This is a genomic window from Pseudomonas sp. S06B 330 (assembly GCF_002845275.2).
Lineage (GTDB): Bacteria > Pseudomonadota > Gammaproteobacteria > Pseudomonadales > Pseudomonadaceae > Aquipseudomonas.
In genome coordinates, this window is the sequence record NZ_CP088149.1 from 3,621,925 (window position 1) to 3,645,390 (window position 23,466).

The 23,466-nt window shown below is 62.0% G+C and carries 24 protein-coding genes; 8 read left to right on the top strand and 16 right to left on the bottom strand.

Features of this window, described 5'->3' with window-relative positions; genetic code table 11:
• Positions 1-5: 5 nt before the first annotated feature.
• Positions 6-857, bottom strand: coding sequence for a CAP domain-containing protein (locus CX511_RS16090; RefSeq protein ID WP_045183307.1), 852 nt, complete (start codon positions 855-857; stop codon positions 6-8).
• 135 nt (positions 858-992) lie between these two features.
• Between CX511_RS16090 and CX511_RS16095 the strand changes: the two genes are divergently transcribed.
• Complete coding sequence (locus CX511_RS16095; RefSeq protein ID WP_101292737.1) at positions 993-1,607, top strand: cell wall hydrolase; 615 nt, start codon at positions 993-995, stop codon at positions 1,605-1,607.
• A 17-nt stretch (positions 1,608-1,624) separates the two neighbouring features.
• Here CX511_RS16095 and CX511_RS16100 read toward each other — a convergent pair whose 3' ends face one another.
• Positions 1,625-2,182: an RrF2 family transcriptional regulator gene (locus tag CX511_RS16100; RefSeq protein ID WP_045183311.1), complete on the bottom strand. Its 558-nt coding sequence runs from the start codon at positions 2,180-2,182 to the stop codon at positions 1,625-1,627.
• A gap of 347 nt (positions 2,183-2,529) precedes the next feature.
• On the opposite strand from CX511_RS16100, the gene CX511_RS16105 reads away from it, so the two are divergent.
• On the top strand, positions 2,530-3,732 hold the full coding sequence (locus CX511_RS16105; RefSeq protein ID WP_101292735.1) for an NAD(P)/FAD-dependent oxidoreductase: 1,203 nt from the start codon (positions 2,530-2,532) through the stop codon (positions 3,730-3,732).
• Between the two features lie 66 nt (positions 3,733-3,798).
• On the opposite strand, the gene CX511_RS16110 is transcribed toward CX511_RS16105, so the two are convergent.
• Genes CX511_RS16110 through CX511_RS16130 form a run of 5 tightly spaced genes read right to left on the bottom strand, consistent with a single transcriptional unit; the run spans position 3,799 to position 8,234 of the window.
• Positions 3,799-4,554 carry an ABC transporter permease gene (locus CX511_RS16110; protein WP_045183315.1) on the bottom strand — a complete coding sequence of 252 codons (756 nt, stop codon included), beginning with the start codon at positions 4,552-4,554 and terminating at the stop codon, positions 3,799-3,801.
• Positions 4,554-5,753, bottom strand: a complete 1,200-nt coding sequence (locus CX511_RS16115) for an ABC transporter substrate-binding protein (RefSeq protein WP_045183317.1) — start codon at positions 5,751-5,753, stop codon at positions 4,554-4,556. Before CX511_RS16115 ends, CX511_RS16110 begins: the two co-directional genes overlap by 1 nt.
• Positions 5,719-6,567: an ABC transporter ATP-binding protein gene (locus CX511_RS16120; protein ID WP_101292733.1), complete on the bottom strand. Its 849-nt coding sequence runs from the start codon at positions 6,565-6,567 to the stop codon at positions 5,719-5,721. Before CX511_RS16120 ends, CX511_RS16115 begins: the two co-directional genes overlap by 35 nt.
• On the bottom strand, positions 6,564-7,625 hold the full coding sequence (locus tag CX511_RS16125) for an acyl-CoA dehydrogenase family protein (protein WP_101292731.1): 1,062 nt from the start codon (positions 7,623-7,625) through the stop codon (positions 6,564-6,566). Before CX511_RS16125 ends, CX511_RS16120 begins: the two co-directional genes overlap by 4 nt.
• A 51-nt stretch (positions 7,626-7,676) precedes the next feature.
• Positions 7,677-8,234 carry a carboxymuconolactone decarboxylase family protein gene (locus tag CX511_RS16130; protein ID WP_101292729.1) on the bottom strand — a complete coding sequence of 186 codons (558 nt, stop codon included), beginning with the start codon at positions 8,232-8,234 and terminating at the stop codon, positions 7,677-7,679.
• Positions 8,235-8,340: 106 nt separating this feature from the next.
• Here CX511_RS16130 and CX511_RS16135 point away from each other — a divergent pair, with 106 nt between their 5' ends.
• Both CX511_RS16135 and CX511_RS16140 read left to right on the top strand, forming a co-directional pair.
• Positions 8,341-9,252 (top strand): AraC family transcriptional regulator, encoded by a 912-nt coding sequence (locus CX511_RS16135; RefSeq protein WP_045183330.1) that lies wholly within the window; start codon positions 8,341-8,343, stop codon positions 9,250-9,252.
• A 138-nt stretch (positions 9,253-9,390) separates the two neighbouring features.
• A complete protein-coding gene (locus CX511_RS16140) occupies positions 9,391-11,016 on the top strand; it encodes a methyl-accepting chemotaxis protein (protein ID WP_101292727.1) in 1,626 nt (541 codons plus the stop codon).
• Positions 11,017-11,064: 48 nt separating this feature from the next.
• Here the strand turns inward: CX511_RS16140 and CX511_RS16145 are convergent, their stop codons facing one another.
• The 6 genes from CX511_RS16145 to CX511_RS16170 form a co-directional block, all read right to left on the bottom strand.
• The gene (locus tag CX511_RS16145; protein ID WP_045183334.1) at positions 11,065-11,418 is read right to left on the bottom strand and encodes a DUF1428 domain-containing protein; all 354 of its coding nucleotides are present in this window, start codon (positions 11,416-11,418) and stop codon (positions 11,065-11,067) included.
• A gap of 103 nt (positions 11,419-11,521) precedes the next feature.
• A complete protein-coding gene (locus tag CX511_RS16150; protein WP_045183336.1) occupies positions 11,522-12,295 on the bottom strand; it encodes an AraC family transcriptional regulator in 774 nt (257 codons plus the stop codon).
• A gap of 3 nt (positions 12,296-12,298) precedes the next feature.
• A complete protein-coding gene (locus CX511_RS16155) occupies positions 12,299-13,546 on the bottom strand; it encodes an NAD(P)/FAD-dependent oxidoreductase (RefSeq protein ID WP_101292725.1) in 1,248 nt (415 codons plus the stop codon).
• Positions 13,543-13,776, bottom strand: a complete 234-nt coding sequence (locus CX511_RS16160; protein WP_045183341.1) for a 2Fe-2S iron-sulfur cluster-binding protein — start codon at positions 13,774-13,776, stop codon at positions 13,543-13,545. The genes CX511_RS16155 and CX511_RS16160 overlap by 4 nt, the downstream gene beginning before the upstream one ends.
• Positions 13,773-14,876, bottom strand: coding sequence for an NAD(P)/FAD-dependent oxidoreductase (locus CX511_RS16165; protein ID WP_101292723.1), 1,104 nt, complete (start codon positions 14,874-14,876; stop codon positions 13,773-13,775). Before CX511_RS16165 ends, CX511_RS16160 begins: the two co-directional genes overlap by 4 nt.
• Complete coding sequence (locus CX511_RS16170) at positions 14,873-15,805, bottom strand: 4-hydroxyproline epimerase (RefSeq protein WP_101292721.1); 933 nt, start codon at positions 15,803-15,805, stop codon at positions 14,873-14,875. Before CX511_RS16170 ends, CX511_RS16165 begins: the two co-directional genes overlap by 4 nt.
• A 307-nt stretch (positions 15,806-16,112) precedes the next feature.
• Here CX511_RS16170 and CX511_RS16175 point away from each other — a divergent pair, with 307 nt between their 5' ends.
• The 4 genes from CX511_RS16175 (at position 16,113) to CX511_RS16190 (ending at position 21,474) form a co-directional block, all read left to right on the top strand.
• Positions 16,113-17,036: a dihydrodipicolinate synthase family protein gene (locus CX511_RS16175; RefSeq protein ID WP_045183347.1), complete on the top strand. Its 924-nt coding sequence runs from the start codon at positions 16,113-16,115 to the stop codon at positions 17,034-17,036.
• A gap of 207 nt (positions 17,037-17,243) precedes the next feature.
• Entirely contained in the window at positions 17,244-18,866 is a 1,623-nt protein-coding gene (locus tag CX511_RS16180) for an APC family permease (RefSeq protein WP_101292719.1), read from the top strand.
• An 11-nt stretch (positions 18,867-18,877) separates the two neighbouring features.
• The gene (locus CX511_RS16185) at positions 18,878-20,452 is read left to right on the top strand and encodes an aldehyde dehydrogenase (NADP(+)) (protein ID WP_101292717.1); all 1,575 of its coding nucleotides are present in this window, start codon (positions 18,878-18,880) and stop codon (positions 20,450-20,452) included.
• Positions 20,449-21,474: an Ldh family oxidoreductase gene (locus CX511_RS16190; protein WP_101292715.1), complete on the top strand. Its 1,026-nt coding sequence runs from the start codon at positions 20,449-20,451 to the stop codon at positions 21,472-21,474. Before CX511_RS16185 ends, CX511_RS16190 begins: the two co-directional genes overlap by 4 nt.
• A 225-nt stretch (positions 21,475-21,699) precedes the next feature.
• On the opposite strand, the gene CX511_RS16195 is transcribed toward CX511_RS16190, so the two are convergent.
• The 3 genes from CX511_RS16195 to CX511_RS16205 all read right to left on the bottom strand — a co-directional run bounded on the left by CX511_RS16195 (position 21,700) and on the right by CX511_RS16205 (position 23,368).
• Complete coding sequence (locus CX511_RS16195; RefSeq protein WP_045183355.1) at positions 21,700-22,071, bottom strand: hypothetical protein; 372 nt, start codon at positions 22,069-22,071, stop codon at positions 21,700-21,702.
• A gap of 74 nt (positions 22,072-22,145) precedes the next feature.
• Positions 22,146-22,457, bottom strand: coding sequence for a hypothetical protein (locus CX511_RS16200; RefSeq protein WP_045183357.1), 312 nt, complete (start codon positions 22,455-22,457; stop codon positions 22,146-22,148).
• A gap of 41 nt (positions 22,458-22,498) precedes the next feature.
• Entirely contained in the window at positions 22,499-23,368 is an 870-nt protein-coding gene (locus CX511_RS16205; protein ID WP_143527723.1) for a hypothetical protein, read from the bottom strand.
• Positions 23,369-23,466 lie beyond the last annotated feature (98 nt).

A 23,466-nucleotide genomic window follows, 5' to 3' on the forward strand; every position in this document is an offset into this window, starting at 1 on the left:
CGTACTTACGGCGCACCGAACATCGCGGTCCAGTAAATCCCGGCGTCGCTTTTTGGATCGACCGCGTAGGCCGCGCCCAGCTCGCTGTATTGCGGGTTCATCAGGTTGGCGCAATGGCCAGGGCTGGCCAGCCAGCCATCGACCACCTTGCTCGGGGTGTCCTGGCCCGCGGCGATGTTTTCGCCGCTCACCTGGCCGGCATAGCCCGCCAGTTCCGCCCGGTCTCCTGGCGTACGGCCATCGCGATCGACGTGGTCGAGAAAGTTCTGGTTGGCCATGGCCCGCGTATGCGCCTCAGCGGCCCCGGCCAAGACGGCGTTCCAAGCCAACGGCGCAGTGGCGCTGAAGGCCTGGTTGCCACATTGGCGCTGTTGACCACGGGCACTGTTGATCAGCGCCAACAGCTTCTGCCCTTCCGCCTGCCAGTCGCCCAGCCGTGCAGCCAACAACGGCCGTGCCAACACAATGCGCCATTCACGCCCTTGCTGGCTCACGCCGATATCGATGAACTGCGGATTGAGCACCACCTGGCAAAAGCTTTCCTGCACCGCTTTCATCGCCGCTTGAGCATCGCGAGGGCCATTGAGGGTGATGGCCTGGACATTGACCATGGGGTAGCTGGCTTGGGCCAGCGCCTCACGCAAATCATTGCTGCCACTAACCGGCAACACCAGCCGCGGGTCACTGGCCAGCGGCGGCAGCTCCAACGATGCCTGCCCGGCGCAACGCTGAGCCTGGCTGCGGTAGCTGTTGATCGAATCAATCAGTTGCTCAGGCTCGCTGGCCTGGGCTGCAACAGCAAGCGCCAACGCCACGGGCAGGCTGGCAAGACGCAGAACGGATGACAGGACGCACATGAAGATCTCCCTTGGACGGACTGCGCCCATGATGCGCGATGTCACCCGTCGTCGAACAGCTGGAATGTTTTGAGCGCGGCGTGGTCGACCTTGTAACGGGAAGTGCTGCTTCCCTTTCTTGCCAAGGGTCCCTACATGCGCCTTGCCACGATGGTAACCTGCCTTTTTCTGGCCTTCTCTGCACCGCTGGCGGTGGCCGCTGAGCCTAAAGCCAAGGTGGCCGAAGAGAAAGCTCACGTGTTGGAGCAAAAAGCGGTGGTACAACCGGATGCGCCACCAGCGCCTAAAAGTAAAGCCATCAGCCAGACCGAAGTCCAGGCAGTGGACCCCGCTGGCCAGGCAGCCCTGGACGATGCCATCACCTGCATGGCACGCAGCATCTATTGGGAATCGAAAGGCGGCAAGTCCTCAGACATGCAGGCGGTGGCCAACGTGGTGATGAACCGCCTGGGCCATGAGGGGTTTCCGGATACCGTCTGCGGGGTAGTCAAGCAAGGTTCCGAGACCGGTAATTGTCAGTTTTCCTGGTGGTGCGACGGGCGCTCTGACTCAGTGCAGGAGGAAACCCGCTATTCGATTGCCAAGGAAATCGCACGCAAAGCCTTGAACCGGCAGTTGGATGACCGCACTCAGGGTGCCCTGTATTTCCATGACCGCAACGTGTCCCCGAACTGGGCGCATGCGTATGTGAAAACCACAGAAACCAGCGACTTTCTGTTCTATAAACCGCGCAACGGAACGGCGCGGTAACCGTGGTTTAATCTCACCTACTCGCTGACGTCCACCAGCGAAATATCCCCTTGCTCGGCACCCGTGGCCTTACCGGCACGGCGGTCATTCATCCAGCTGGCCAGCTGTTCGCCGAACTCGGCCGGGGCCTTGCGCCCCACCCGTCGGGCGATGTCGAGGATGGTCTGTTGGGCCAGTGCTTCTTCCATACGTTTTTGCGCCGTGAGCATCACCGCGTGGATTGAGCACGTGCCTTCCTGCGCCCACGAGGGTGGCGAGCCTTCGAACAACGCGCAGCGGTCACGCACATCCCGACACTCGAAGATCATCTTGCGCCCGTCGATGGCGGTGACGATATCCAGCACCGTGATTTCGTCAGCAGGGCGGGCCAGCTTGAAACCGCCACGCACACCTTCGGTGGCAACCACCAGTTTGGCTTTGGCCAGCTTGGTGAAGACTTTGGCCAGGTACTCTTGAGGCACCCCTTGCAGTTCGGCCAGGTCGCGCACGCTGGCTTCACGGCTATCGCCCAACTCATCGACCAAAAAGGCCAGGCAGTGGATGCCGTACTCCACCCCTGCGCTGTACAGTGACATGACAATCTCCGACTAACTTTGTCGTAAATAATAACAATGATTTCTACCTAAACGGGATCCGACCGTCTCCCGCAGCCGCCGTCCGTCGGCTAATCCCTAGCAGACGAAGCGCTTAATCCTTAGGTATAACCAAGAAACAGAGCGCCCTGAGGGCAAGGTTACCCGGATCCCTTCGGTGATCGAGAGGAAAAATGACTTGCACGAATAAACTACGACCAATAAAGTCGTAGTTGTTCGGCGCAGCTAGGGCTTCTTTAACAGTCCGCCAACAGCCACCACAGGTACTTGATCTACAACGCCTGTGAGCACCCGTTCAAACAACAATCTCTTTTATGTGGAGCAGCAAAATGAAACAGCACATTCTGATTGTCGGCGCAGGTTTTGGTGGTGTCTGGAGCGCGTTGAGCGCAGCCCGCCTGCTCGACCAGCATGGCCGCAACGATGTCGCCATCAGCGTCCTCGCGCCGCAAGCCGAACTGCGCATTCGTCCACGCTTCTACGAACCCGACGTGCACCAGATGAAAGCGCCGCTGGGCGACCTGTTCAACGCCGTCGGCGTGACCTTCATCCAGGGCGCCGCCGAGCAGATCGACGTCGCCGGCAAGCGTGTCAGCTACACCGACGCCCAAGGCCAACGCACCGACATCCGCTACGACCGCCTGGTCATGGCCGCCGGCAGTGGTGTATGGCGCCCCAACCTTGATGGCCTGAACGAGCATGCTTTCGATGTCGATCAGATCGAGTCGGCGGCGCGCCTGGAACAGCACCTCAAGTCACTGGCCCAGTTGCCGGCGTCGAACGCACGCAATACCGTGGTCGTTGCCGGTGGCGGTTTTACCGGGATTGAAACCGCTACCGAAATGCCTGGCCGCTTGCGCGCCATCCTCGGTACCGAGACGGACGTCAAGGTGATCATTGTCGACCGCGGCGCCAAAATCGGCGCGGCCTTGGGTGAAGGCATCAGCCCCGCGATCATCGAAGCCAGCGAGGCTTTGGGCGTAGAGTGGCGGGTCAATGCGTCGGTGGCGGCGGTCGATGCTGACGGTGTGACCCTGGCCGATGGCGAACGCATCGAGGCCAAGACGGTGATCTGGACCGTCGGCGTACGCGCCAATGCGCTGACCGCGCAAGTGCCCGCCGAGCGTGACCCGCAGGGTCGCCTGCATGTCGATCGCAACCTTAAAGTCAAAGGCCAGGCGCATGTCTATGCCACCGGAGACATGGCCTATGCCGCCACCGACGACCTGGGCAACTTCGCGGTGATGTCCTGCCAGCATGCCATTGCCCTGGGCCGCTACAGCGGCAACAACGTGGCGGCGGACCTGCTCGGTGTTGAGCCTATGCCTTATAGCCAGCCCAAGTACGTCACCTGCCTGGACCTGGGCGCCTGGGGTGCGGTGTACACCGAAGGCTGGGACCGTCAGGTCAAGTTGCTGCAAAAAGAGGCCAAAGACCTCAAGACCCAGATCAACACCACCTGGATCTACCCGCCTGCCGCCGACCGCGCCAGCGCGCTGGCCGCCGCTGACCCGCAGATTCCGGTTGCCTGATGCGGCGGTTTTTCGTGCATTGACCGCAGACCCTCTGTAGCCGCTGCCGCCAGGCTGCGGCTACTGTCAGGCATGCACCCAACGCCGGTGCAGGCCACGGGCCAGGGCATCAAGCATGAAGCCAAGCACCCCGATCAACAGCACCATGGCCATCAACTCCGAGTACGCCAGGCGATCGCGGGTGTCGAGGATGAAGTAACCCAGCCCGGCACTGACCCCGAGCATCTCGCACGGCACCAGCACAATCCACAGGATGCCGATGGCCAAACGCACGCCGGTCAGCACATGCCCGATCACGCCGGGGATAATCACCTTGCGTAAAGTCTCCCAACGCGTAGCGCTGAGGCTGCGACTCAGCTGTAACCAGCGCGGATCAAGCTGACGCACCCCCGCCGCGGTATTGAGCAAAATCGGCCACAACGCAGCGAAGGCCAACAGGAAGTAGATCGGCTGATCGCCCACGCCCATCAACATCACCACCACTGGCATCCATGACAGCGGCGAGATCATGCGCAGGAACTGAAACGCCGGGGTGGTCGCTGATTCAAGGTGACGGTAACTGCCCACCAGCAATCCTAGCGGCACCCCGATCAACAACGCCAGCAACAAGCCAATCAGGATGCGCTTGAGGCTCACCCAGACATGCTCATAGACCTCGCCCTGCCCTAGCAACTCGACCAGACTGGCCAAGGTGGCCTCGGGAGAAAAGCGCGCCGACAGGCCATCCGCCTCGCCAAACACATGCACGCCCGACCACCACAGCAACAACAAGCCGAGCAAGCCGGCAGCCCCCAGGGCGCCATGCACTACATGCTTAACCATCAGATCGCGAACTCCTCATTGCGCTCGAAGCTCTCCGGCAAACCAAAGGCTTTGAGCCCGCCCACCGCGGCAATGCTGTTACGCACAAAGCGGTCGTCGACCAGGTCACGCGCCGTCTGTTGCGGATCGAGGCCAGCGAGGAAACCCTTGTCACCCTCGATCAGGGTGTTCTGCAAGCGCCGCACCAGCTCCTCGGTGTAACTGGGGAAGGGATAGGGCTGGAAGTCGATGCGTTGCTCGTCCCACTGCACATGCTCGATTGCGCCGCTGGCGATGTAGGCCGAACGCGCCGCGTCAGAAGGCGCCAGTACCTGGCTCAATACCTGTGGGGTATGCGGGGTGTAACGGTTTGGACCGGCCTTGGACAGCAAGGCCGCGGCTTCGGCACGGTGATCGCGGGTCCACAACTGAGCCTTGACGATGGCGTTGACCACCTTTTGCGACCATTCAGGTCGGTTGTTCAGGTCATGCTCGTGCATGAACACCACACAGCAGGCGTGGTTGCGCCAAATGTCACCGGTAAAGCGCTGCACGCGACCGACCTTGAGGTCTTCAGCCAGGGCGTTGAACGGTTCGGCGACGATATAGCCGGCAATGCGATTGCTCGCCAGGGCCGGCGGCATGTCAGACGGTGGCAGCACCACCAGGTTGACCTCGTTGGCAGCCAATGGCGCACTGGTCGGCTTGGACACTGGCGTCAGGCCGTGGTCGCGAAACAGCTGTTGCACCACCACGTTATGAATCGAATACCAGAACGGAATCGCCACGCTCTGCCCGCCCAGCTGCTTGATCTGCGTGATACCGGGGGCGACGCTCAGGCCGGAGCCACCGACATGGTTCCAGGCCACCACCTTGGCCGGCACCTTACTGCCATAGCGCGCCCAGACGGTCATCGGCGAGAGCAGGTGGATGACGTTGACCTGGCCGGAAATGAACGCCTCAATCACCTGTGCCCAACTGCGCAGCAGCACGGGGCGTTCAGCCTTGATGCCTTCGGCTTCGAACAAGCCGTTGTTGTGCGCCACCAGCAACGGGGTGGCGTCAGTGATCGGCAAGTAGCCGATACGCACCGGCGCATCCGGGTCGCTGGCCGCACGGGCCTGCAAACTGCTCAGCAGCGGCATGGCGCCACCGGCAGTCAGCAAGGCACTGAGTTTGATGAAATCACGACGCGTGTGGGTGAAGTCGTCCAGGCACATGGGCAGTCTCCGACGGCAGCGGCAAAGGTTCAGAAGTAGGTTCGGGTGTGCGGCTGGCCCGCCGAAGGGTTTTGAGGATGTCGATACGCAGCGCGCCCAGTTCCTCAACCCGCTGCTCGCGTGGCTGCGGCAGGTCAATGTGCCATTGGCCGAGGGTGCGCGCCGGGTGGTTGCCCAGTAGCAACACGCGATCAGACAACAGCAAGGCTTCGTCGATATCGTGGGTGATCAGGATCGCCGCGGTGTTGTGCTGGGCGATCAGTTGCAGCAACAGTTGCTGCATGTCGGCGCGGGTCACCTCATCGAGGGCACCGAACGGCTCGTCGAGCAGCAAGACCTGCGGCTGACGCGCCAGGCAACGGGCCAACGCGGTACGTTGGGCCATGCCGCCAGACAGCTGCGCCGGGTACTGCTCGCGGGCATGCTGCAGGCCGACCGCTTCGATGGCGTGGTCAATCCGGGCCCGGCGTTCGCTGGCGGCAAGCTTGGGTTGACGGGCGAAATCCAGGCCAAAGGCGACGTTCTTTTCCAGGCTCAACCAAGGCAACAGGCTGGGGTCCTGAAAGGCTACGGCCAACCGCGGATGCGGCCCCTGCAGCGGCTCGCCGAGCAAACTGACGCTGCCACTGCGCGCCTGCTGGAGCCCGGCCAACACCCGCAGCAGGCTCGACTTGCCGACCCCGCTGGGGCCAAGAAGGGTGATCACCTCGCCCGGCGCCAGTTGCAGGTCGAAGTTTTCCAGCACACTTTGCCAGCCCTGTTCGCGCGGGTAACCGAGGCTGATCCCACGGGCTTCGAGTAACACCTCGGTCATGCTGCTGACGCCTGGCGCTGCAGCTCGGCGCGCAATTGCACCAGGCTTGGGGTAACGATCGGGACGAAAGCCGATTCACGCCAGCGCCGGGCAAAGCCTGCGCCATAGGCGCTCAGGTACGCCTTGCCGCCGCTGGCCTGCAACTCTAGCTGTACAGCATCGGCCGCCGTCTCGGCCAGGGTGATACGCAACTTGAACAAGGCTGCCGGTTGGCTCAGGAAGCGCCCGTCAAGCAAGCCCCTTTTCAACTCACTGACGGTGTTTTCCAGGCGTTCGTGCAGCACGCTCAGCGCTTCGCCGAGAAACGAGCGTGCGCCTTGCAGGTGGAGGTGCACCTCAGCCAGCGAACGCCGCGCCAGGCCGATGGCCATGGCACATTGCAGGCCAAGGAATGCAGGACGAACAGCCGGCAGGAACTGCTTGGCGTTCTCGTGCAGCAGCCAGTCACGACTGATGGCGACCTGCTCAAAATTCAACGCCGCGGTGTTGCTCGATTGCAGGCCCATCAGTTGCAGATCATCCGAACGGGTGAGCCCAACAGCATGATCAGGAATCGCCAGTACGAACGGTGAACCACCCTCTTCTTCAATTGCCGCCGCGACCACGAAACCACCCTTGCGCAGGTTGGTGACCCAGTGCAGACGACCGTTGAGGGTCCAGCCCTGATCATCAGCCAGGCCCTTGACCTGAAGCGCTTCAATCCCGGACAGGTACTTCATCGCGTTGGACAACCCGGTGGCACCGGCCAGGGCGCCGCTCAGCAGCGCCGGCAGCAGGCGCTCGCGCAGGGCGGCGTTTGGGCTGTGCAGCAAGTATTCGATAAACGCGCGCTGGCCCCAAAATACAAACGCGGCAGCCAACGAGTGGCTAGCAACGTTGGCGATGGTTTCTACCGCGTCAGCCACCGTGCCACCGCTACCGCCGTGGGTCTGATCGATGCCGACGCGCAGCACCTGCGCTGCGGCCAACTGTGCCAACACGGTTTGCGGGTCGCAGTGGCCCAAATCAAGGGCTTCGGCCTGAGCATCCAGCCACGTGACCAATGCGGGTTCGAGCATGTCGTTTACTCCTTTAAAAATGCGCCAGTCTGCGCTGGCGCCAAGGGATCGTTATGCCGAAGGCTGCCAGCGGTACTTGCTCAGCTCGTTATTGAGCGGCGTTTGGGCGAACACATTAGCAAAGTTGCACAGGGTGGCGAGACTCACACCGAGAATCACTTCCAGGGCGTGGCCTTCGCTGTAGCCTGCTTCACGAAAGGTGTGGTACCCGGCGTCACTAACATTGCCACGGGTGGCGATCACTTCACGGGTGAAGGCTGCCAGCGCTTCGAGTTTTTCCTGCGGTAGTTCGCCGCAGGCGCGCAGGGCGTCAACCACCTCTTGCGGCAGCTTGGCCTTGTTCAGGGCCACGGCGGTGTGGCCAGCCACACAGAAGTCGCAGCCATGGTTGGTGGCGGCGATCAGTTGCACCACTTCGCGCTCGGCCAAGCTCAGCTCGGCCTTGCCGTTGAGGGCCGAAACGGTGACATAGGTTTCCAGTGCCGCCGGGGCGTTGGCCAGTACACCGAGCAGGTTGGGAATAAAGCCCGAGTTCTTCTGAGCGTTTTCAAGGAAGGGACGGGCGGCCTCAGGGGCGCTTTGCAGCGTGTGTAACGTAACGCGCGACATGGGTTGGACTCCTGCATACTAGGGGTGTCGCATAAGTCTGTTGGTTATAAGAAATACCTTCCATATTCTAGAGTCGTTATTACTTGCTCCTGAGTCTTTCCCTTAGATGATTTCCTCCAGCCCCCTTGTCGATTGGTTATTAGAAAGCCTTGAGCTAGACGCCAGCCTGTTCCATATCGGGCGTTACTGCGGTGGCTGGCACGCCAGCACCCAGGGTCTGGCACGGGCCAGTTTTCATCTGGTGGTGCAGGGCCATTGCTGGCTGCACATCGCCGACGCGCCCCAGGCCGTTGCCCTGGAAGCCGGTGATGCGGTGTTCTTGCTGCGCGACCTTGAGTACCGGTTGTCTGGCACCGCTGACCCCGAGCTGGCACGCCAGCAACCGCGCATGAGCATGTTGCCGCTGGACAGCGACGCCAGCGACGGCGTGGGCCTGGTGTGCGGGTTCTTTCATTTCCAGCCGGGGCTGTCGTCGTTGATCATCGAAGGCTTGCCCGCCTGGATCATCCTGCGCGCCGGCGATCCGGCCCTGAGCGCCGCCACCGCGTTGTTCGAACTGATCCTCGCCGAGTGCCAACGCCAACCGGCGCCCTCCTCGACGTTGCTCGAGCGCCTGAGCCATTTGCTGTTTCTCTACGTGCTGCGCCAGCAAGTCCAAACCGACCTCACCATGGGCGGCCTGGTGGCACTGGCTCGCCACCCGCAATTTGCGGCCCTGGTTGAACAACTGATTGAACACCCCGAACACCCCTGGCCGCTGGAAAGCATGGCGGCCTGCACAGGGCTGTCGCGCTCAGCCTTCTTCAAGCGCTTCAGCGAACTGGCCGGCCAATCACCGGGGCAAGTGCTGCTGGCCCTGCGCATGCGCCACGCCTGCCAGTTGCTCAAAGCCCACAACACGGTCGAACAGGTTGGTGCCGCCGTCGGTTATCAATCCATTGCCGCCTTCACCCGTGCCTTCAGTAAGGCCATGGGGGTACAGCCCGGGGCCTACCGACGCCAGCATGAGGGCCGTTGAAGCAAACTGCGTGCGGTAATCGAACACAAGCGGATTCCAGCCCTCAAGTCCACCTGCGCACACTCCGATAGCAGAACACCCACCGCCGATCGATCGGCACAGCGTGGCGCTGATAATAATTAAAGGAGTACTGCCCGCATGTTCGCCGACCTGAAAATCCGCACCGGGATGTTCTGGGTGCTGTCGCTGTTCACCCTGACCTTGCTGTTCTCCACCGTCAGTGCCTGGCAGGCGGCGGTGGGCAGTGACCAGCAGATCACCGAACTGGATCGCACCGCGCACCAGTCGGACCGGCTGAACAACGCCCTGCTGATGGCGATCCGCGCCAGCGCCAACGTCTCCTCCGGTTTTGTCGAACAGAGCGGTGGCCACGGCGACAGTGCCAACAAGCGCATGGCGCTGTCCGAGCAACTGATTGCTAACAGCCGCACGCTGATCGACGAGCTGGTCAGCAACGCCCAGGACCCGGCGTTCAAGGCCTTGGCCGTCGACCTGCAAGGGACCTTCGAGACCTACGCCAAGGCGGTTGCCGGGCAACGCGAAGCGACTCGGCAAAACGATCTGCAACGCTACTTTGTCGTCAATACTGAGGCGGGCAATGCCATGGCCCGCCTGCAGTCATTGCGCCAGCAACTGGTGGCCGCCCTGAGCGAACGCAGCCAACAGATCATGCTTGAGTCCGACCACCGCCTGAGTGCTGCACAGGTGCTGAGCGTGGCGCTGGTGATGGTGAGTCTGCTGCTGGCGGTGCTGTGCTGGGGGTTTATCGCCCGCCGTGTGCTGCGCCCATTGCTCGATGCCAGCCAGCACTTTCAGCGCTTTGCCAAAGATGATTTGAGCGTAACCGTACACGTCACCCGTCGCGACGAGATCGGCCAGTTGTTCGCCGATCTGGCGCGCATGCAACAGAGCCAGCGCGCCACCTTGGCCCAATTCACCGACTACGCCACACAAGTGGCCCGCGCCGCCCAGACCCTGGACAACATCACCGAGCAAAGCACCCACAGCCTGCGCCAGCAAGACCAAGAGCTAGAGCAAGCGGCCACCGCCGTCACCGAAATGACCACCGCAGTGGAAGAAGTGGCGCGCAATGCAGTGTCCACTTCACAAGCCGCGAATGCCTCGAACCAACTGGCCGAGCAAAGTCGCCAACAGGTCACGGAAAACCTCGATGGCACCCGCGCCATGGCCAGCGAAGTGCACACCAGCAGCGAGCGTCTACAGCAACTGGCCGGGCAGATTCGCGACATTGGCCAAGTGCTGGATGTGATCCGTTCGGTGTCTGAGCAAACTAACTTGCTGGCCCTCAACGCCGCCATTGAAGCGGCACGTGCCGGGGAAGCCGGGCGTGGTTTTGCCGTGGTTGCCGATGAAGTACGCACCCTCGCCTACCGTACCCAGCAGTCGACCCAGGAAATCGAACAGATGATGACGGGGGTGAAACAGGGTACGGAAGCGGCGGTGGCCGCCATGCAGTCCAGCACTCAGCGTGCGCAGTCGACCCTGGGTATCACCCAGGCTTCAGGTCAGGTGCTCGAAGGGATCTACAGTGCCATTGGCGAAATCAACGAACGAAACCTGGTGATTGCCAGCGCCGCGGAAGAACAGGCGCAAGTGGCCCGGGAGGTGGACCGTAACCTGCTGAACATCCGAGCGCTGTCGACCCGCTCGGCCGATGGAGCACAACAGACACGGGAGGCCAGCCAGGCATTGTCGCGGCTGGCCCAGGAACTGACCGGGCTAGTGGCGCGGTTCAGGGTTTGAGCGGGATCGCCTGATCGCTGGCAATGCCGGCGATCAGGCCTGCCGTCGCTACACATCAACTAAAATAGTGAATCCGCCAAAGATCAGCCGCTGCCCATCAAACGGCATCGGATTCTTATCCGGTTGCAAGCGCGGGTCTTCCATCATCTTTTTCATTCCGGCATCCCGCACCTCGCGCGAGGGCCAGAGAATCCAGGAAAACACCACTGTCTCATCCGGCTTGCATTTCACCGCCAGCGGAAACGACGTCACCTTGCCCTCAGGCACATCGTCGCCCCAGCACTCGATCACGCGTAGGGCGCCGCACTCCTTGAACACCACAGCAGCTTCCTCGGCATGCTGCTTGAACGTCTCGCGGTTGGCGGTAGGTACGGCCAGGACAAAACCATCGACATAAGACATGACGCTTACTCCTGCACAGAGGTGGAAACGATCAGGTTGATCTGTGCAGTAGTCGATTCGTCATGCGGTGAATCGACAGCCCCAGGCAACAACCGACAGGCGGTCAGCCCTGAGTGGCCTGACGGTATTGGCGCGGCGAGACGCCGGTGAGGGTCTTGAACTGGCGACTGAAGGCACTGTGGTCGGTGTAGCCACACTGCAGGGCTATTTCGGTGATCGGTGTGTCGGTCTGCAACAACCGATGAGCATGCTCCAACCGTACTTTGTGAATCATCTGTCGCGGTGTGAGATGGAAGATACGCTTGCAGTACCGCTCCAGTTGCGCCACCGACATGCCGGCGATACGGGTCAGGTCTTCAAGCGCTACCGGGTGGTTATAGCGCTCACGGATATACCCATCGACTGCCGCCAGGCGCTGATATGCCGGGTGAGTATCGCGGGCCGCTTGCAGGTCCACGGAGATCCCGGCCATGCCGATCACCTGGCCCTGACGCCCGCGCAATGGCCGTTTGTGCGTCAGGCACCAGCCTGGCTCACGACTGCCATACAGGTGCAGTTCGAGCTGGTCCTGCAGGGTCAGGCCCTGTTCCAGCACACGCTGGTCCTGCTCGGTATAGCGCGGGCCGAGCTGGGCCGGGAACACCTCGGCGCTGGTTTTGCCCAGCAGCGGTTGCACGGTCTTGAAGCCGCAGCGCAGGGCCAGGGTCAGGTTGGCGCTGAGGTAACGCGCCTTGAGGTCCTTGATGAAAAACACCGTATTGGGGATGTCATCGAGCAGCGGCAGGATCGGCGCGATGCCCACCAGCAGTGCATCGATGCTCTCCGGGCGCTGGGCACCGATGCCGTCGCAGAAGGTGTTCAGTGCAGCAAGGCTCATAGGTCAACGCTCCTGGGCAGTCCCTTCAAGCAGCAGTGTACCGATTCGTGCCGGCACCAGGGGCGCCCGTGGCGGGGTGGGTGTCCAGCCGAACAAGACCTGGGCTGCCGTACCGCATACTCGCCCCTGACAGGCGCCCATACCGCAACGGCTTTGCAGTTTGGCCGCTGTCCAACCGGGTTGGCCCTGGATATCGCGCAGTGCAATGTCTTCGCAACGGCATAGCAGCGTGTCGGCGCGGGCCAAGTTGCCGACCTTCGGCGTCAACGTGAAACATTCACGCAGTTGATCGGCAAAGCGCTGCCATTGGGCCTTACGGGTGAGCAGCTCCCGGGCCTTACGCTCTTCTCCGACGGCCATCCAACCGGCAATCTCACCTTCGATCAGGGCCAGTTCGCTGCCACCCACACCGGTACACTCCCCGGCCGCCAGATGAGCTGGGCGGCTGGTGCGTTGCAGTAAATCGACGGCGACCGCATTGCCGTTGAGCTGGCAACCGAGGTGACTGGCCAACTGGGTGTTGGGGATCAGCCCGTAGCCACAGGCCAGGTGATCACATTCGATTTCCTCTACGCGCTGGCCCTGTTGAATCCGCACGGCCTGTAAACGCTGATCACCTAACGCCTCCAGCACCAGCGCGCCTGTGCGGTACGAGGCGGTAGCGAGGCTGATTGCCTGCACGGCCTTACTCGGCCAGCGCCACAACTGCGCGGAGAAACCCAGCAGCCTGGCCATTGGCGCCTGCTCCAGCACCCGCAGCAGTTTGGCCCCAGCCTTTTGTGCGGTGGCGGCGCTGGCCAGCAAGAGCGGGCCACTGCCGGCGATTACCGTTCGTTCGTCCTTCATCGGCATGCCGTTCTTGACCAGCGCCTGCAAGGCCCCTGCCCCCGTCACCCCGGGCAAGGTCCAACCGGGAAACGGCAGCAGCAATTCACGGGCGCCACAGCACAGGATCAGTTGCTGGTAATGTAGCAACAAGCCCTGTTCGGCATTCTCCAACAGCAGGCAGCCAGGTGCTGGCGAAGCAATAATGCGGGTACCAGGCAAGTAGCGCACCGAAGGCAGCTGCAGCACACACAAACGCGCCCGCGCAGCGGTCCCAGGTGCATGCTGCGGACCATTGCGCCAGATCTGCCCACCGGCACGTGGGTTGTCATCAATGATCACGATATCGCAGCCACGGCTCGCAGCGGCCTGCGCCGCAGCCAGGCCCGCCGGGCCTGCACCGACAATCACCAGTTCACACTTCATGACCAACACTCCACCTGCATGCCTTCACGGCACAGGGTCTGGCAGGCCAATTGACGTTGGCCATCGATGGTCATCCGGCACTCCTGACAGATGCCCATGCCGCAAAAAGGTGCCCTCAACTGGCCGCTGCACGAATGGCGACTGGCGCTGTTGCCCGCATACGCCAGGGCTGCCGCCACGCTGATGCCCGCCGGTATTTCAAGGGCTTGGTGTTGCAGGTAAATGATCATGCTGCAGCTCCTATCAGCAGGCGTTCGGGCAGGTACGGGGTGGGGTCGATGTCGGGACGTTCGCCAAACATCTGCGCAGCCAACAGCCGTGCACTGCCCGGCGCGGTGGTGACCCCCAAGCCTTCATGGCCGACCGCCAACCACAGCCCCGGCCGCTGCGGATGCTGGCCGAGAATCGGCAGACCGTCGGCGCTGGCGGCGCGAAAGCCGGTCCAGCCACGAATGGCATTGAAGGTAGCCAAGGCTGGCAAGTAGTCGACGGCCCGCTGCAACATGCGCGCGAGGATCGGATGCTCCAACGCCGGGTCAAGGGTGTCAAACTGCCGCGAGGAACCGATCAGCAATTGCCCGGTCGGACGCGGCTGAACGTTGAACGCCACCGAGGTGCCGTCGCTGTTGTGAGCGCTGGCCGCATAGCCCAGCTCGACCAACTGATGACTGACCTGCGGTGGATAGCGATCAGTGATCAGCAAGTGACCTTTTTTCGGCCGCAAGGCCAGCTCCGGCACCAGCGCTTTCGCCCCCAGGCCGTTGGCGACAATCACCCTGGGTGCCCTCAGGCGCTGAGCGTCGTCGAGGACGACACAATCACCCTCCACGGCCTGCACGGTGGCCTGTCGACGTTCGATACGCGGGCTGTCTTGCAGCAACCAGTTGGCGGTGGCCGGGGCATAGAGAATGCCGTCGCCGGGCACTTTCAAGGCGCCACCGAGGCCGCGGCGCAGCATCGGCTCAAGGCTGGCCAGGGTAGCGCTGTCAATCAGCTCACTGACCACCCCCTGCGCGGCCAGGGTCTGTTGCTTGGCCCGTGCCAGGTCCAGCTCCTGGGCATCATTGGCCAACCACAGGGTGCCGCAATTGCGATAGGCGCATTGACCGGGCAAACGCTCGCACAGGGCATTCCACAATCCAATCGAATAATGACTCAGGGCCAGCTCCGCCGGATTGTCATCCATCGCCACCAAATGGCCCATGCCCGCCGCCGTTGCGCCGCCGCTGGCATTGTCCAGCACCAGTACCCGCAGCCCACGCCCGGCCAGCTCGTGGGCACACGCGGCGCCGACGATGCCGGCACCGATGACAATGGCATCGACGCTCACGAGCCAATGCCCCAGGCGAAGGGGTCGCGCTCATCAATCAGCAGCGTGGCTTCGGCGCTGATGTAGGCATCACCACGCAGGGTGGGCACCACCTGACCGTTGACCCATTCGTAGCTGGCACTGAACTGGCTGCCGATGACACTGGCCTGACGCCAGATCTGCCCCGGCGAGAGTTTGCCGTCTGCCGCCAGACACGCCAGTTTGGCACTGGTCCCCGTGCCGCACGGCGAGCGGTCGTAGGCCTTGCCGGGGCACAGCACGAAGTTGCGGCTGTCGGCCTGATCGTCATCGGCGAACAGCTCGATATGGTCGATCAGACCACCTTCAGCGCCGGTGATTGCTGCCGCTTCCAGCCCCTGTCGCACCGCCCAGGTGTAAGCCGTCAACGCCTCGACATTGTCCCCGGCGATACGCTGATCGTGCTCGCTGATCAGGAAAAACCAATTACCACCCCAGGCGATATCACCCACTACCGTGCCGTGCCCCGGCACCTCGACGGCCACGGCCTGGCGGTAACGGTAGGCAGGCACATTGCGCACACTGACCGACAGGTCTGCATGCAGGGTGGCCTCGACGATACCCACCGGCGTTTCGATCGTGTGCAGGCCCGGTTCGATCCGGCCCATGTGGTGCAGCGAACGCACCAGGCCGATGGTGCCGTGGCCGCACATGCCGAGGTAGCCGCTATTGTTGAAAAAGATCACCCCGGCACAGGCCCCATCGCTTTGCGGCGCACAGAGCAAGGCGCCGACCAGCACCTCATTGCCACGCGGTTCGAGCATGCAGGCCCGGCGCCAGTGATCGTGTTCGCGGCGCAGCAGCGCCAGACGCTCGGCCATCGAGCCGGTGCCAAGATCGGGGAAACCGGCGACCACCAACCGGGTCGGTTCGCCGCCTGTATGTGAATCGACGATGCAGATCTGCTTCATGACGCCCCCTGTTCAAGTTGCCTGAAAGCGTGGCGCGTTGCCGGGTTTGGCGCTTGTAGGTTTTCGCAGGCTTTGATGACGAAATCGGCACAGTCGCGCCTGCCCTTTCAGCCAGCACCGCCCCACTCTTCTGTAGGAGCTGGCCTTGCCGGCGAGAGGCCCTTACTGATGAAACCCTCCTACCGACCACTCATGAAGCCCCGGCCAACTGTGCCGATTTCGTCCCACTCAGCAGGGAAAACCCTCAAGCGCATCCCCTCTGATCCGTCCAACCTATCCCCACCGCAAACCAACAAGGACAATCAACGTGAGCCGTAAATCCATTGCCTGGAGCGGGGTCTTCCCTGCCGTTACCACTCAGTTCAACGCCGACTTCTCCCTCAACCTGGAGGCCACCCACCAGGTCATCAGCAACCTGGTCGACGATGGTGTCTCGGGCCTGGTGGTGTGCGGCACGGTGGGTGAAAACACCTCGCTGAGCACCCACGAAAAGCTCGCCGTGATCGAAGTGGCCAAAGACGCTTCCCGTGGCCGTGTGCCGGTGATTGCTGGAGTCGCCGAGTTCACCACCGAGTTTGCCCGCAACACCGTGCGCGAAGCCGCCCGCGTTGGCGTCGATGGGGTGATGGTGATGCCTGCGCTGGTGTATTCGGCCAAGCCTCACGAAACCGCGGCGCACTTTCGTGCCGTGGCCACGGGCACCGACTTGCCGGTGATGGTCTACAACAACCCACCGATCTATAAAAACGACGTGACCCCCGACGTGCTAATCGCCCTGCAGGATTGCGAAAACATCGTCTGCTTCAAAGACTCGTCGGGGGACACCCGCCGCTTCATCGACCTGCGCAACGCTGTTGGTGATCGTTTTGTACTGTTCGCCGGCCTGGATGACGTGGTGGTCGAATCCATCGCCGTCGGCGCTGAAGGCTGGGTCTCGGGTATGTCCAATGCCTTCCCGAAAGAAGGCGAAACCCTGTTCCGCCTGGCCATGCAAAAGCGCTATGACGAAGCCCTGGCCCTGTACCGCTGGTTCATGCCGTTGCTGCATTTGGACGCGCGCCCGGACCTGGTGCAGTGCATCAAGCTGTGTGAAGAGATGGTCGGTCGTGGTTCGGCGATCACTCGACCTCCGCGTCTGGCCTTGCAGGGTGAAACCCTGGCCGAGGTCCAAGCCACCGTACGCAAGGCCCTGGCTGAGCGGCCGCAGCTGCCGGAGGTGGGCCTCAAATAAAGCCTTGTACCGAACCTGTGGGAGCTGGACTTACCAGCGATGCAGACGCCACGTAACAGCTGACACCGCGCCGATGCCATCGCCAGCAAGACTGGCTCCCACATGAAAACAGCACGCTTTGAAGCTCAAGGAGGAAGACCACACACAGCACCACCACGAAGACTCAACGAACTGCCGACTCCAATAACCCACAAGAAGGCAAGCGCTATGTCCGGCCAAGGTAAATTCAAGAAGCAGCTGTCGCTGACCGACCTCACGTTCATCGGCCTCGGGGCCATCTTCGGCTCCGGCTGGTTGTTCGCCGCCAGTCATGTTTCAACGATCGCCGGCCCCGCCGGTATTTTCTCCTGGCTGCTGGGCGGCTTCGCCGTGTTGCTGCTAGGCATCGTCTATTGCGAGTTGGGCGCCGCCCTGCCGCGGGCCGGTGGTGTGGTGCGCTACCCAGTGTTTTCCCACGGCCCGCTACTCGGCTATCTGATGGGCTTTATCACCCTGATCGCCTTTTCCAGCCTGGTGGCGATCGAAGTGGTCGCCGCCCGCCAATACGCCGCTGCCTGGTTTCCCAGCCTGACTCAAGCGGGCTCCAGCAACCCGACGGTGGTGGGCTGGCTGCTGCAGTTCGGCCTGCTGTGCCTGTTTTTCTTGCTCAACTACTACAGCGTCAAGACCTTCGCCAAAGCCAACAACTTCATCAGCCTGTTCAAGTTCATCGTGCCGCTGCTGGTGATCGGCGTACTGTTCACCTTCTTCAAACCAGAAAATCTCACGGTTCAGGGCTTCGCCCCCTACGGCCTGTCCGGCATTGAAATGGCGGTGTCGGCAGGCGGGATCATCTTCGCCTACCTAGGCCTGACACCGATCATTTCCGTGGCCAGCGAAGTGCGCAATCCGCAACGCACCATCCCCATCGCCCTGATCCTTTCAGTCCTGCTCTCGACCCTGATCTACGTGCTGCTGCAAGTGGCCTTTCTCGGCAGCATCCCCACCGAAATGCTCGCCAATGGCTGGAGCGGCATCGCCAAGGAATTCTCCCTGCCTTACCGCGACATCGCCCTGACCCTGGGCATCGGCTGGCTGGCTTACATGGTGGTGGCTGATGCGGTGATCTCACCCAGCGGCTGCGGCAACATCTACATGAACGCCACGCCGCGCGTGGTCTACGGCTGGGCGCGCACCGGGACGTTCTTCAAGATATTCACCCGCATTGATGAAAAGTCCGGCATTCCACGCCCTGGCCTGTGGCTGACCTTCGCCCTGTCGGTATTCTGGACCCTGCCTTTCCCCTCGTGGGAAGCGCTGATCAATGTGGTCTCCGCTGCCCTGGTGCTGAGCTATGCGATCGCCCCGGTCACTGTCGCGGCCCTGCGCCGTAACGCCCCAGACCTGCAGCGGCCGTTCCGGGTCAAAGGCTTTGCCGTGCTCGGCCCGGTGTCGTTCATCATCGCTGCGCTGATCGTCTACTGGTCGGGTTGGAACACCGTGTCGTGGCTGCTTGGCCTGCAGATTCTGATGTTCATCGTCTACCTGCTGTGCAAGCACCTGGTGCCTACTGACCACCTGAGCATCGCCCAGCAAGTGCGCAGCTCGGCCTGGCTGATCGGTTTCTACGCCGCCACCATCATTCTCTCGGGCCTGGGCAGTTTCGGTGGCCTGGGCGTGCTCAGCCACCCGTTCGATACCTTGGCCGTGGCTGCCAGTGCCCTGGTCATCTACTACTGGGGCGCACGCACCGGTGTACCGGCGCACCTGGTACGCCTGGACGGTGATGAAGAAACCAGCGAAGCCCAACCCGTTCACGGCCGCCCTCTTGGCCAGCCGCAACCCAACTAAGTGAGGACTGCATGCCCATTCTCGGTGAACTGCTGATCGGCCGCACGGCCCGCCCAGGCCAAAACGGCACCTTCCAGGCCATCGACGCCGCCAGCGCCCAAGCGCTGGTTCCGGTGTTCGGCGGTGCCAGCCTCGACGACCTCGATCAAGCCTGTGCCTTGGCCGCACAAGCCTTCGATCATTACCGCGCCACCACCCCGGCGCAACGCGCCGCGTTGCTTGACGCTATCGCCAGCAACCTCCTCACCTTGGGTGACGCGTTGATTCAACGCTGCATGAGCGAAACCGGTCTGCCCCGCGCCCGCCTTGAAGGTGAGCGCGGGCGCACCGTCAGCCAGCTTGGCCTGTTCGCGCAAGTACTGCGCGAAGGCAGCTACCTGGACTGTCGTATCGACCCGGCACAACCGCTGCGCCAACCGCTGCCGAAAGTCGACCTGCGCCTGCGCAACATTCCGCTTGGCCCGGTGGCGGTGTTCGGTGCCAGCAACTTTCCCCTGGCCTTTTCTGTGGCCGGTGGCGACAGCGCTTCAGCCCTGGCCGCTGGCTGCCCGGTGATCGTCAAAGCCCACTCGGCGCACCCCGGCACCTCGGAACTGGTGGGCCGCGCCATACAACAAGCGGTACGCGACTGCGACCTGCCCGAAGGCGTGTTCAGCCTGCTGTTCGACAGCGGCCGCTCAATCGGCCAGGGCCTGGTGGCCGACCCGCGAATCAAGGCCGTCGGCTTTACGGGTTCACGCAGCGGTGGCGTAGTGCTTATGCAGATCGCCGCCAACCGCCACGAACCGATCCCGGTGTACGCAGAAATGAGCGCCATCAACCCAGTGATCTTGCTGCCCTCTGCCCTGGCCGAGCGTGCCAGCAGCATTGCCGACAGCTTCATTGCCTCGCTGACCCTCGGCGCCGGGCAGTTCTGCACCAACCCCGGCCTGATCCTGGCCATCGACAGCCCGACCCTGCGCCAGTTTGAACTCGCTGCCAGTGCCCGCCTGCAAGCGGTACCAGCACAAACCATGCTCACCCCCGGGATCTGCCAAAGTTACCGCGCCGGTGTTGTCGCTTGGCGCGAGCGCGGCGATGTCCAGCTACTGGCCGAGGGTGACAGTGGCAGCGAACAGCAAGCGCGCGCCGCCCTGTTTGTGACCAGTGCGCAAACCTTTCTGGCACAACCGGCATTGCGCGAAGAAGTCTTCGGTGCCTGTTCACTGATCGTGCGCTGCAAAGACCTGTCGGAGCTGCAACAGGTCATCCATACCCTCGAAGGTCAGCTCACCATCGCCCTGCACCTGAACGCCGCCGACCACCCGCAGGCCGCGCACCTGCTGCCGCTGCTGGAGCGCAAGGCCGGACGGATCCTGGTCAACGGTTTTGGTACCGGTGTGGAAGTCGGCCACGCCATGGTTCACGGCGGCCCTTTCCCCGCCACCTCAGACAGCCGCACCACCTCGGTGGGTAGCCTGGCCATCCAACGCTTCTTGCGCCCAGTCAGCTACCAGGACCTGCCGGACGCGCTGTTGCCGCCCGAACTGCAACAGGCTAACCCCCTCAACCTGCCCCGTCGCCTGAATGGAGAACTGCGCTCGTGAGCGATACCGTCCACTTAAGCCTTGAAGAAGTCCATGACCTTGCTGTACATGCATTGACCCACAACGGCATGGGCGATGCCCACGCCCAGGCCATCGCCCGGGTGATCACCCAGGGCCAGCGTGACGAATGCCACTCCCATGGCCTGTACCGGGTGCTGGTGTGCGTACACTCGCTGCGCAGCGGCAAGGTCGACCCCACTGCCCTACCAGCCCTACACACACTCAGCCCGGCCATCGTCAGCGTCGATGCCCACCACGCCTACTCCCTGCTCGCCTTCGAAACCGGCTTGCCGGTGCTCGTGGAAAAGGCCCGCACCTTTGGCCTGGCCGCCATGGTCATTCGCAACTGCTTTCATTTTTCGGCCCTGTGGCCAGAGGTCGAAGCCATCGCCGCCAACGGCCTCGCGGGCCTGGCCATGACCCCAAGCCACAGCTGGGTGGCACCGGCCGGTGGCAACCGCGGCGTGTTCGGCACCAACCCGCTGGCGTTCGCCTGGCCTCGGCCTGTAGGCGAGCCGTTCGTGTTTGACTTCGCCACCAGCGCCATTGCCCGCGGCGACATCGAACTGCATGCACGCCAAGGTAAAGCGATTCCATCGGGCTGGGCGGTGGATGCCGAGGGGCAGCCAACCACTGACGCACGCGCGGCGCTGGAAGGCGCAATGCTGACCTTTGGTGGGCACAAGGGTTCGGCTTTGTCGGCGATGATTGAACTGCTGGCAGCGGCACTTATTGGCGACCTGACCAGCGCCGAGTCAATGGCCTTTGACCAAGGGGTTGGCGCCACGCCGTGTCATGGCGAATTGCTGCTGGCGTTTGATCCCAAGGTGTTTTTGGGTGACGAGCTTGAGGCCGGACTGCACCGGGCTGAGGGCATGTTCCGCGCTATCACCGAGCAAGGTGCACGGTTGCCCTCACAGCGACGCTTTGCAGCGCGCAGGCGCTCGATTGCGCAGGGGGTGGACGTAGACCGGCAGGTTTATGACGATGTCAGGCGACTGCTGGACGGTGACCGTCTGTAGCCGTTGCCGCCATTGTGCCGCTTTGGCGTTTCTTTGCGACAGTTCGCTCACCGAGGGCTCCTCTACCGTTTGCGTGTGGTTGCAGATCGTGACCGAGATGATGGGCCGTATCGGGCAGTTGCCCACGCTTTAATGGCACTCTTCTCCCAAGGGCACAGGCCTCGCACTAATGTAACGTAACCGATCGACAGCGCCGGTCGGTTACGTTTAAACGTCTTGCCAGCATTACCAAGGGAAAGCGGTAACAATGAAGGTATCACCCGAGTGTTTTATCTCCATCACCAGGCGCACTGACTGGGTATCCACCCCATTCCTCCCCGTCCCGCATTGCACCTGAGTGTCGACGTCGTAGGTACTACGTTTATTGGCATCTTGCGCAAGGGTCATGGTACCAATGCTTTTTGCCTGCTGGCGAAACAGGTCAAAAGCACTATTGACCCGTGCTTTGATCTGCTCTTCATCGCCATACCATTTGGATTTGCGCTGCCATCCATTGGCCATGGCGGAGTCGCACCCTTCAAGACCGTGCACCGTCAAAATATGATCCCACGAGACGCCGGTGAGTTTTAAATCATCACCATGAAATTCAATTGGCATACGTCATTCCTCGTTATCGATATCGGCTGAAAAAGCTACCCCTACAAGCGAGCAACTTTCACCACAGGCAGCCCTTAACGGCTAAAAACAACACTCTGCTCGGCGCCACCCGGCGCACCGTAACGCAACGCGATCTGGGTATCGCCATTCCTTTCCATGAAGGCCAGATTACCGGGATTGATCGTAACGTCTGCTGGCGACTCTTTTCGATACATCGCCATGGGCTCAGACGTACCCACACCTATTGAATCGAAAGTAATAGTTAACGTTACCGCTTCGCCGACATTCAAACTTGCCACCGGCTTCTTTTTTAGAAAGAACGTTACGCGCAAGTTAATTGCACCTGGAGGGTTGGCGGTTGGAATACTGTTCAAATTAACGACCATGGAGATATCTCCTACGTTGAAGTATGAGCCTTGTTAAGGTGTCAAGCCGTTCCAGCCTCAACATCGACAGCGCGCGTGCTACCCGGCCAGACGCCGTACAACTGGACATGCCGCACGCCACCGATCCACTGCCCACGCGGGCTTTTCCATTGCAGCGTGTGTTTTTCCGTCGTCATCACGCCGCGAAACCCACACTCCAGAACAACATTGCTGGCGTCCAACGGGATATCGCTGAAGGTCACGGTCAACCCGCCCGAAGCCGTACCTTCGGCACGCTTGCGTCCGCCCGCCGTGTCGTAGGCCAAGTGGGCGTCGACGATATAGGTGCCACCGTTAGCGTTACTGATGATCAACTGAAAAGCGCTGATGTGGGTGATCCAGCGCGGCAGCAACAGCCGCCCGTCGAAAGAGGCAAAGGTGTACGCCAGCGGCGCCGAACCTTCTGCCAGCACGCCTGACTCGCTTGGCCACAAGTGCTTGTCGACGCTTTTACTGGAACTTGCCGAGGTAAAGGAGCCTTTGCCTTTCGCTTCACCGACCATCTTCTGTACAGCTGAGGCATTGCCTTTCAAGGTGAACGAGTTATCGCTGGCCATCGAACCGACATTCAAGCCACTGCGGGCATACAGCACGCTGGTGATAATGCCAAAGCCTTGCGCGATGCCGTTGCCCGAACCCATGCCGGATTGGCCGGCACGCTGGACCAACCAATCCAGTTGATTGGCCAGCACTGCATCCGGGTTGTTCAGGACCGACTCTGAGTCCAGCGCACACTTGGACACCATTGACCCCTCTCGGCCAAACTTCCAGGCAATCTCCAAACCGGCTTTGGCGGTAACGCCCGTCTCCGGGTCAGTGACTTCAGCCCCCAGGTCAACTTCGGTCTCGGTGCGAGATACTTCGCTGGACATCGTGTCCCAATCTGAACTGACTGCGGTTTTTTTAAAATCGCCAGGCGTTAATCCCGGCAGCGTATCGGCAATGAGTTTGAAGGTGCCTGTCAGCGGGT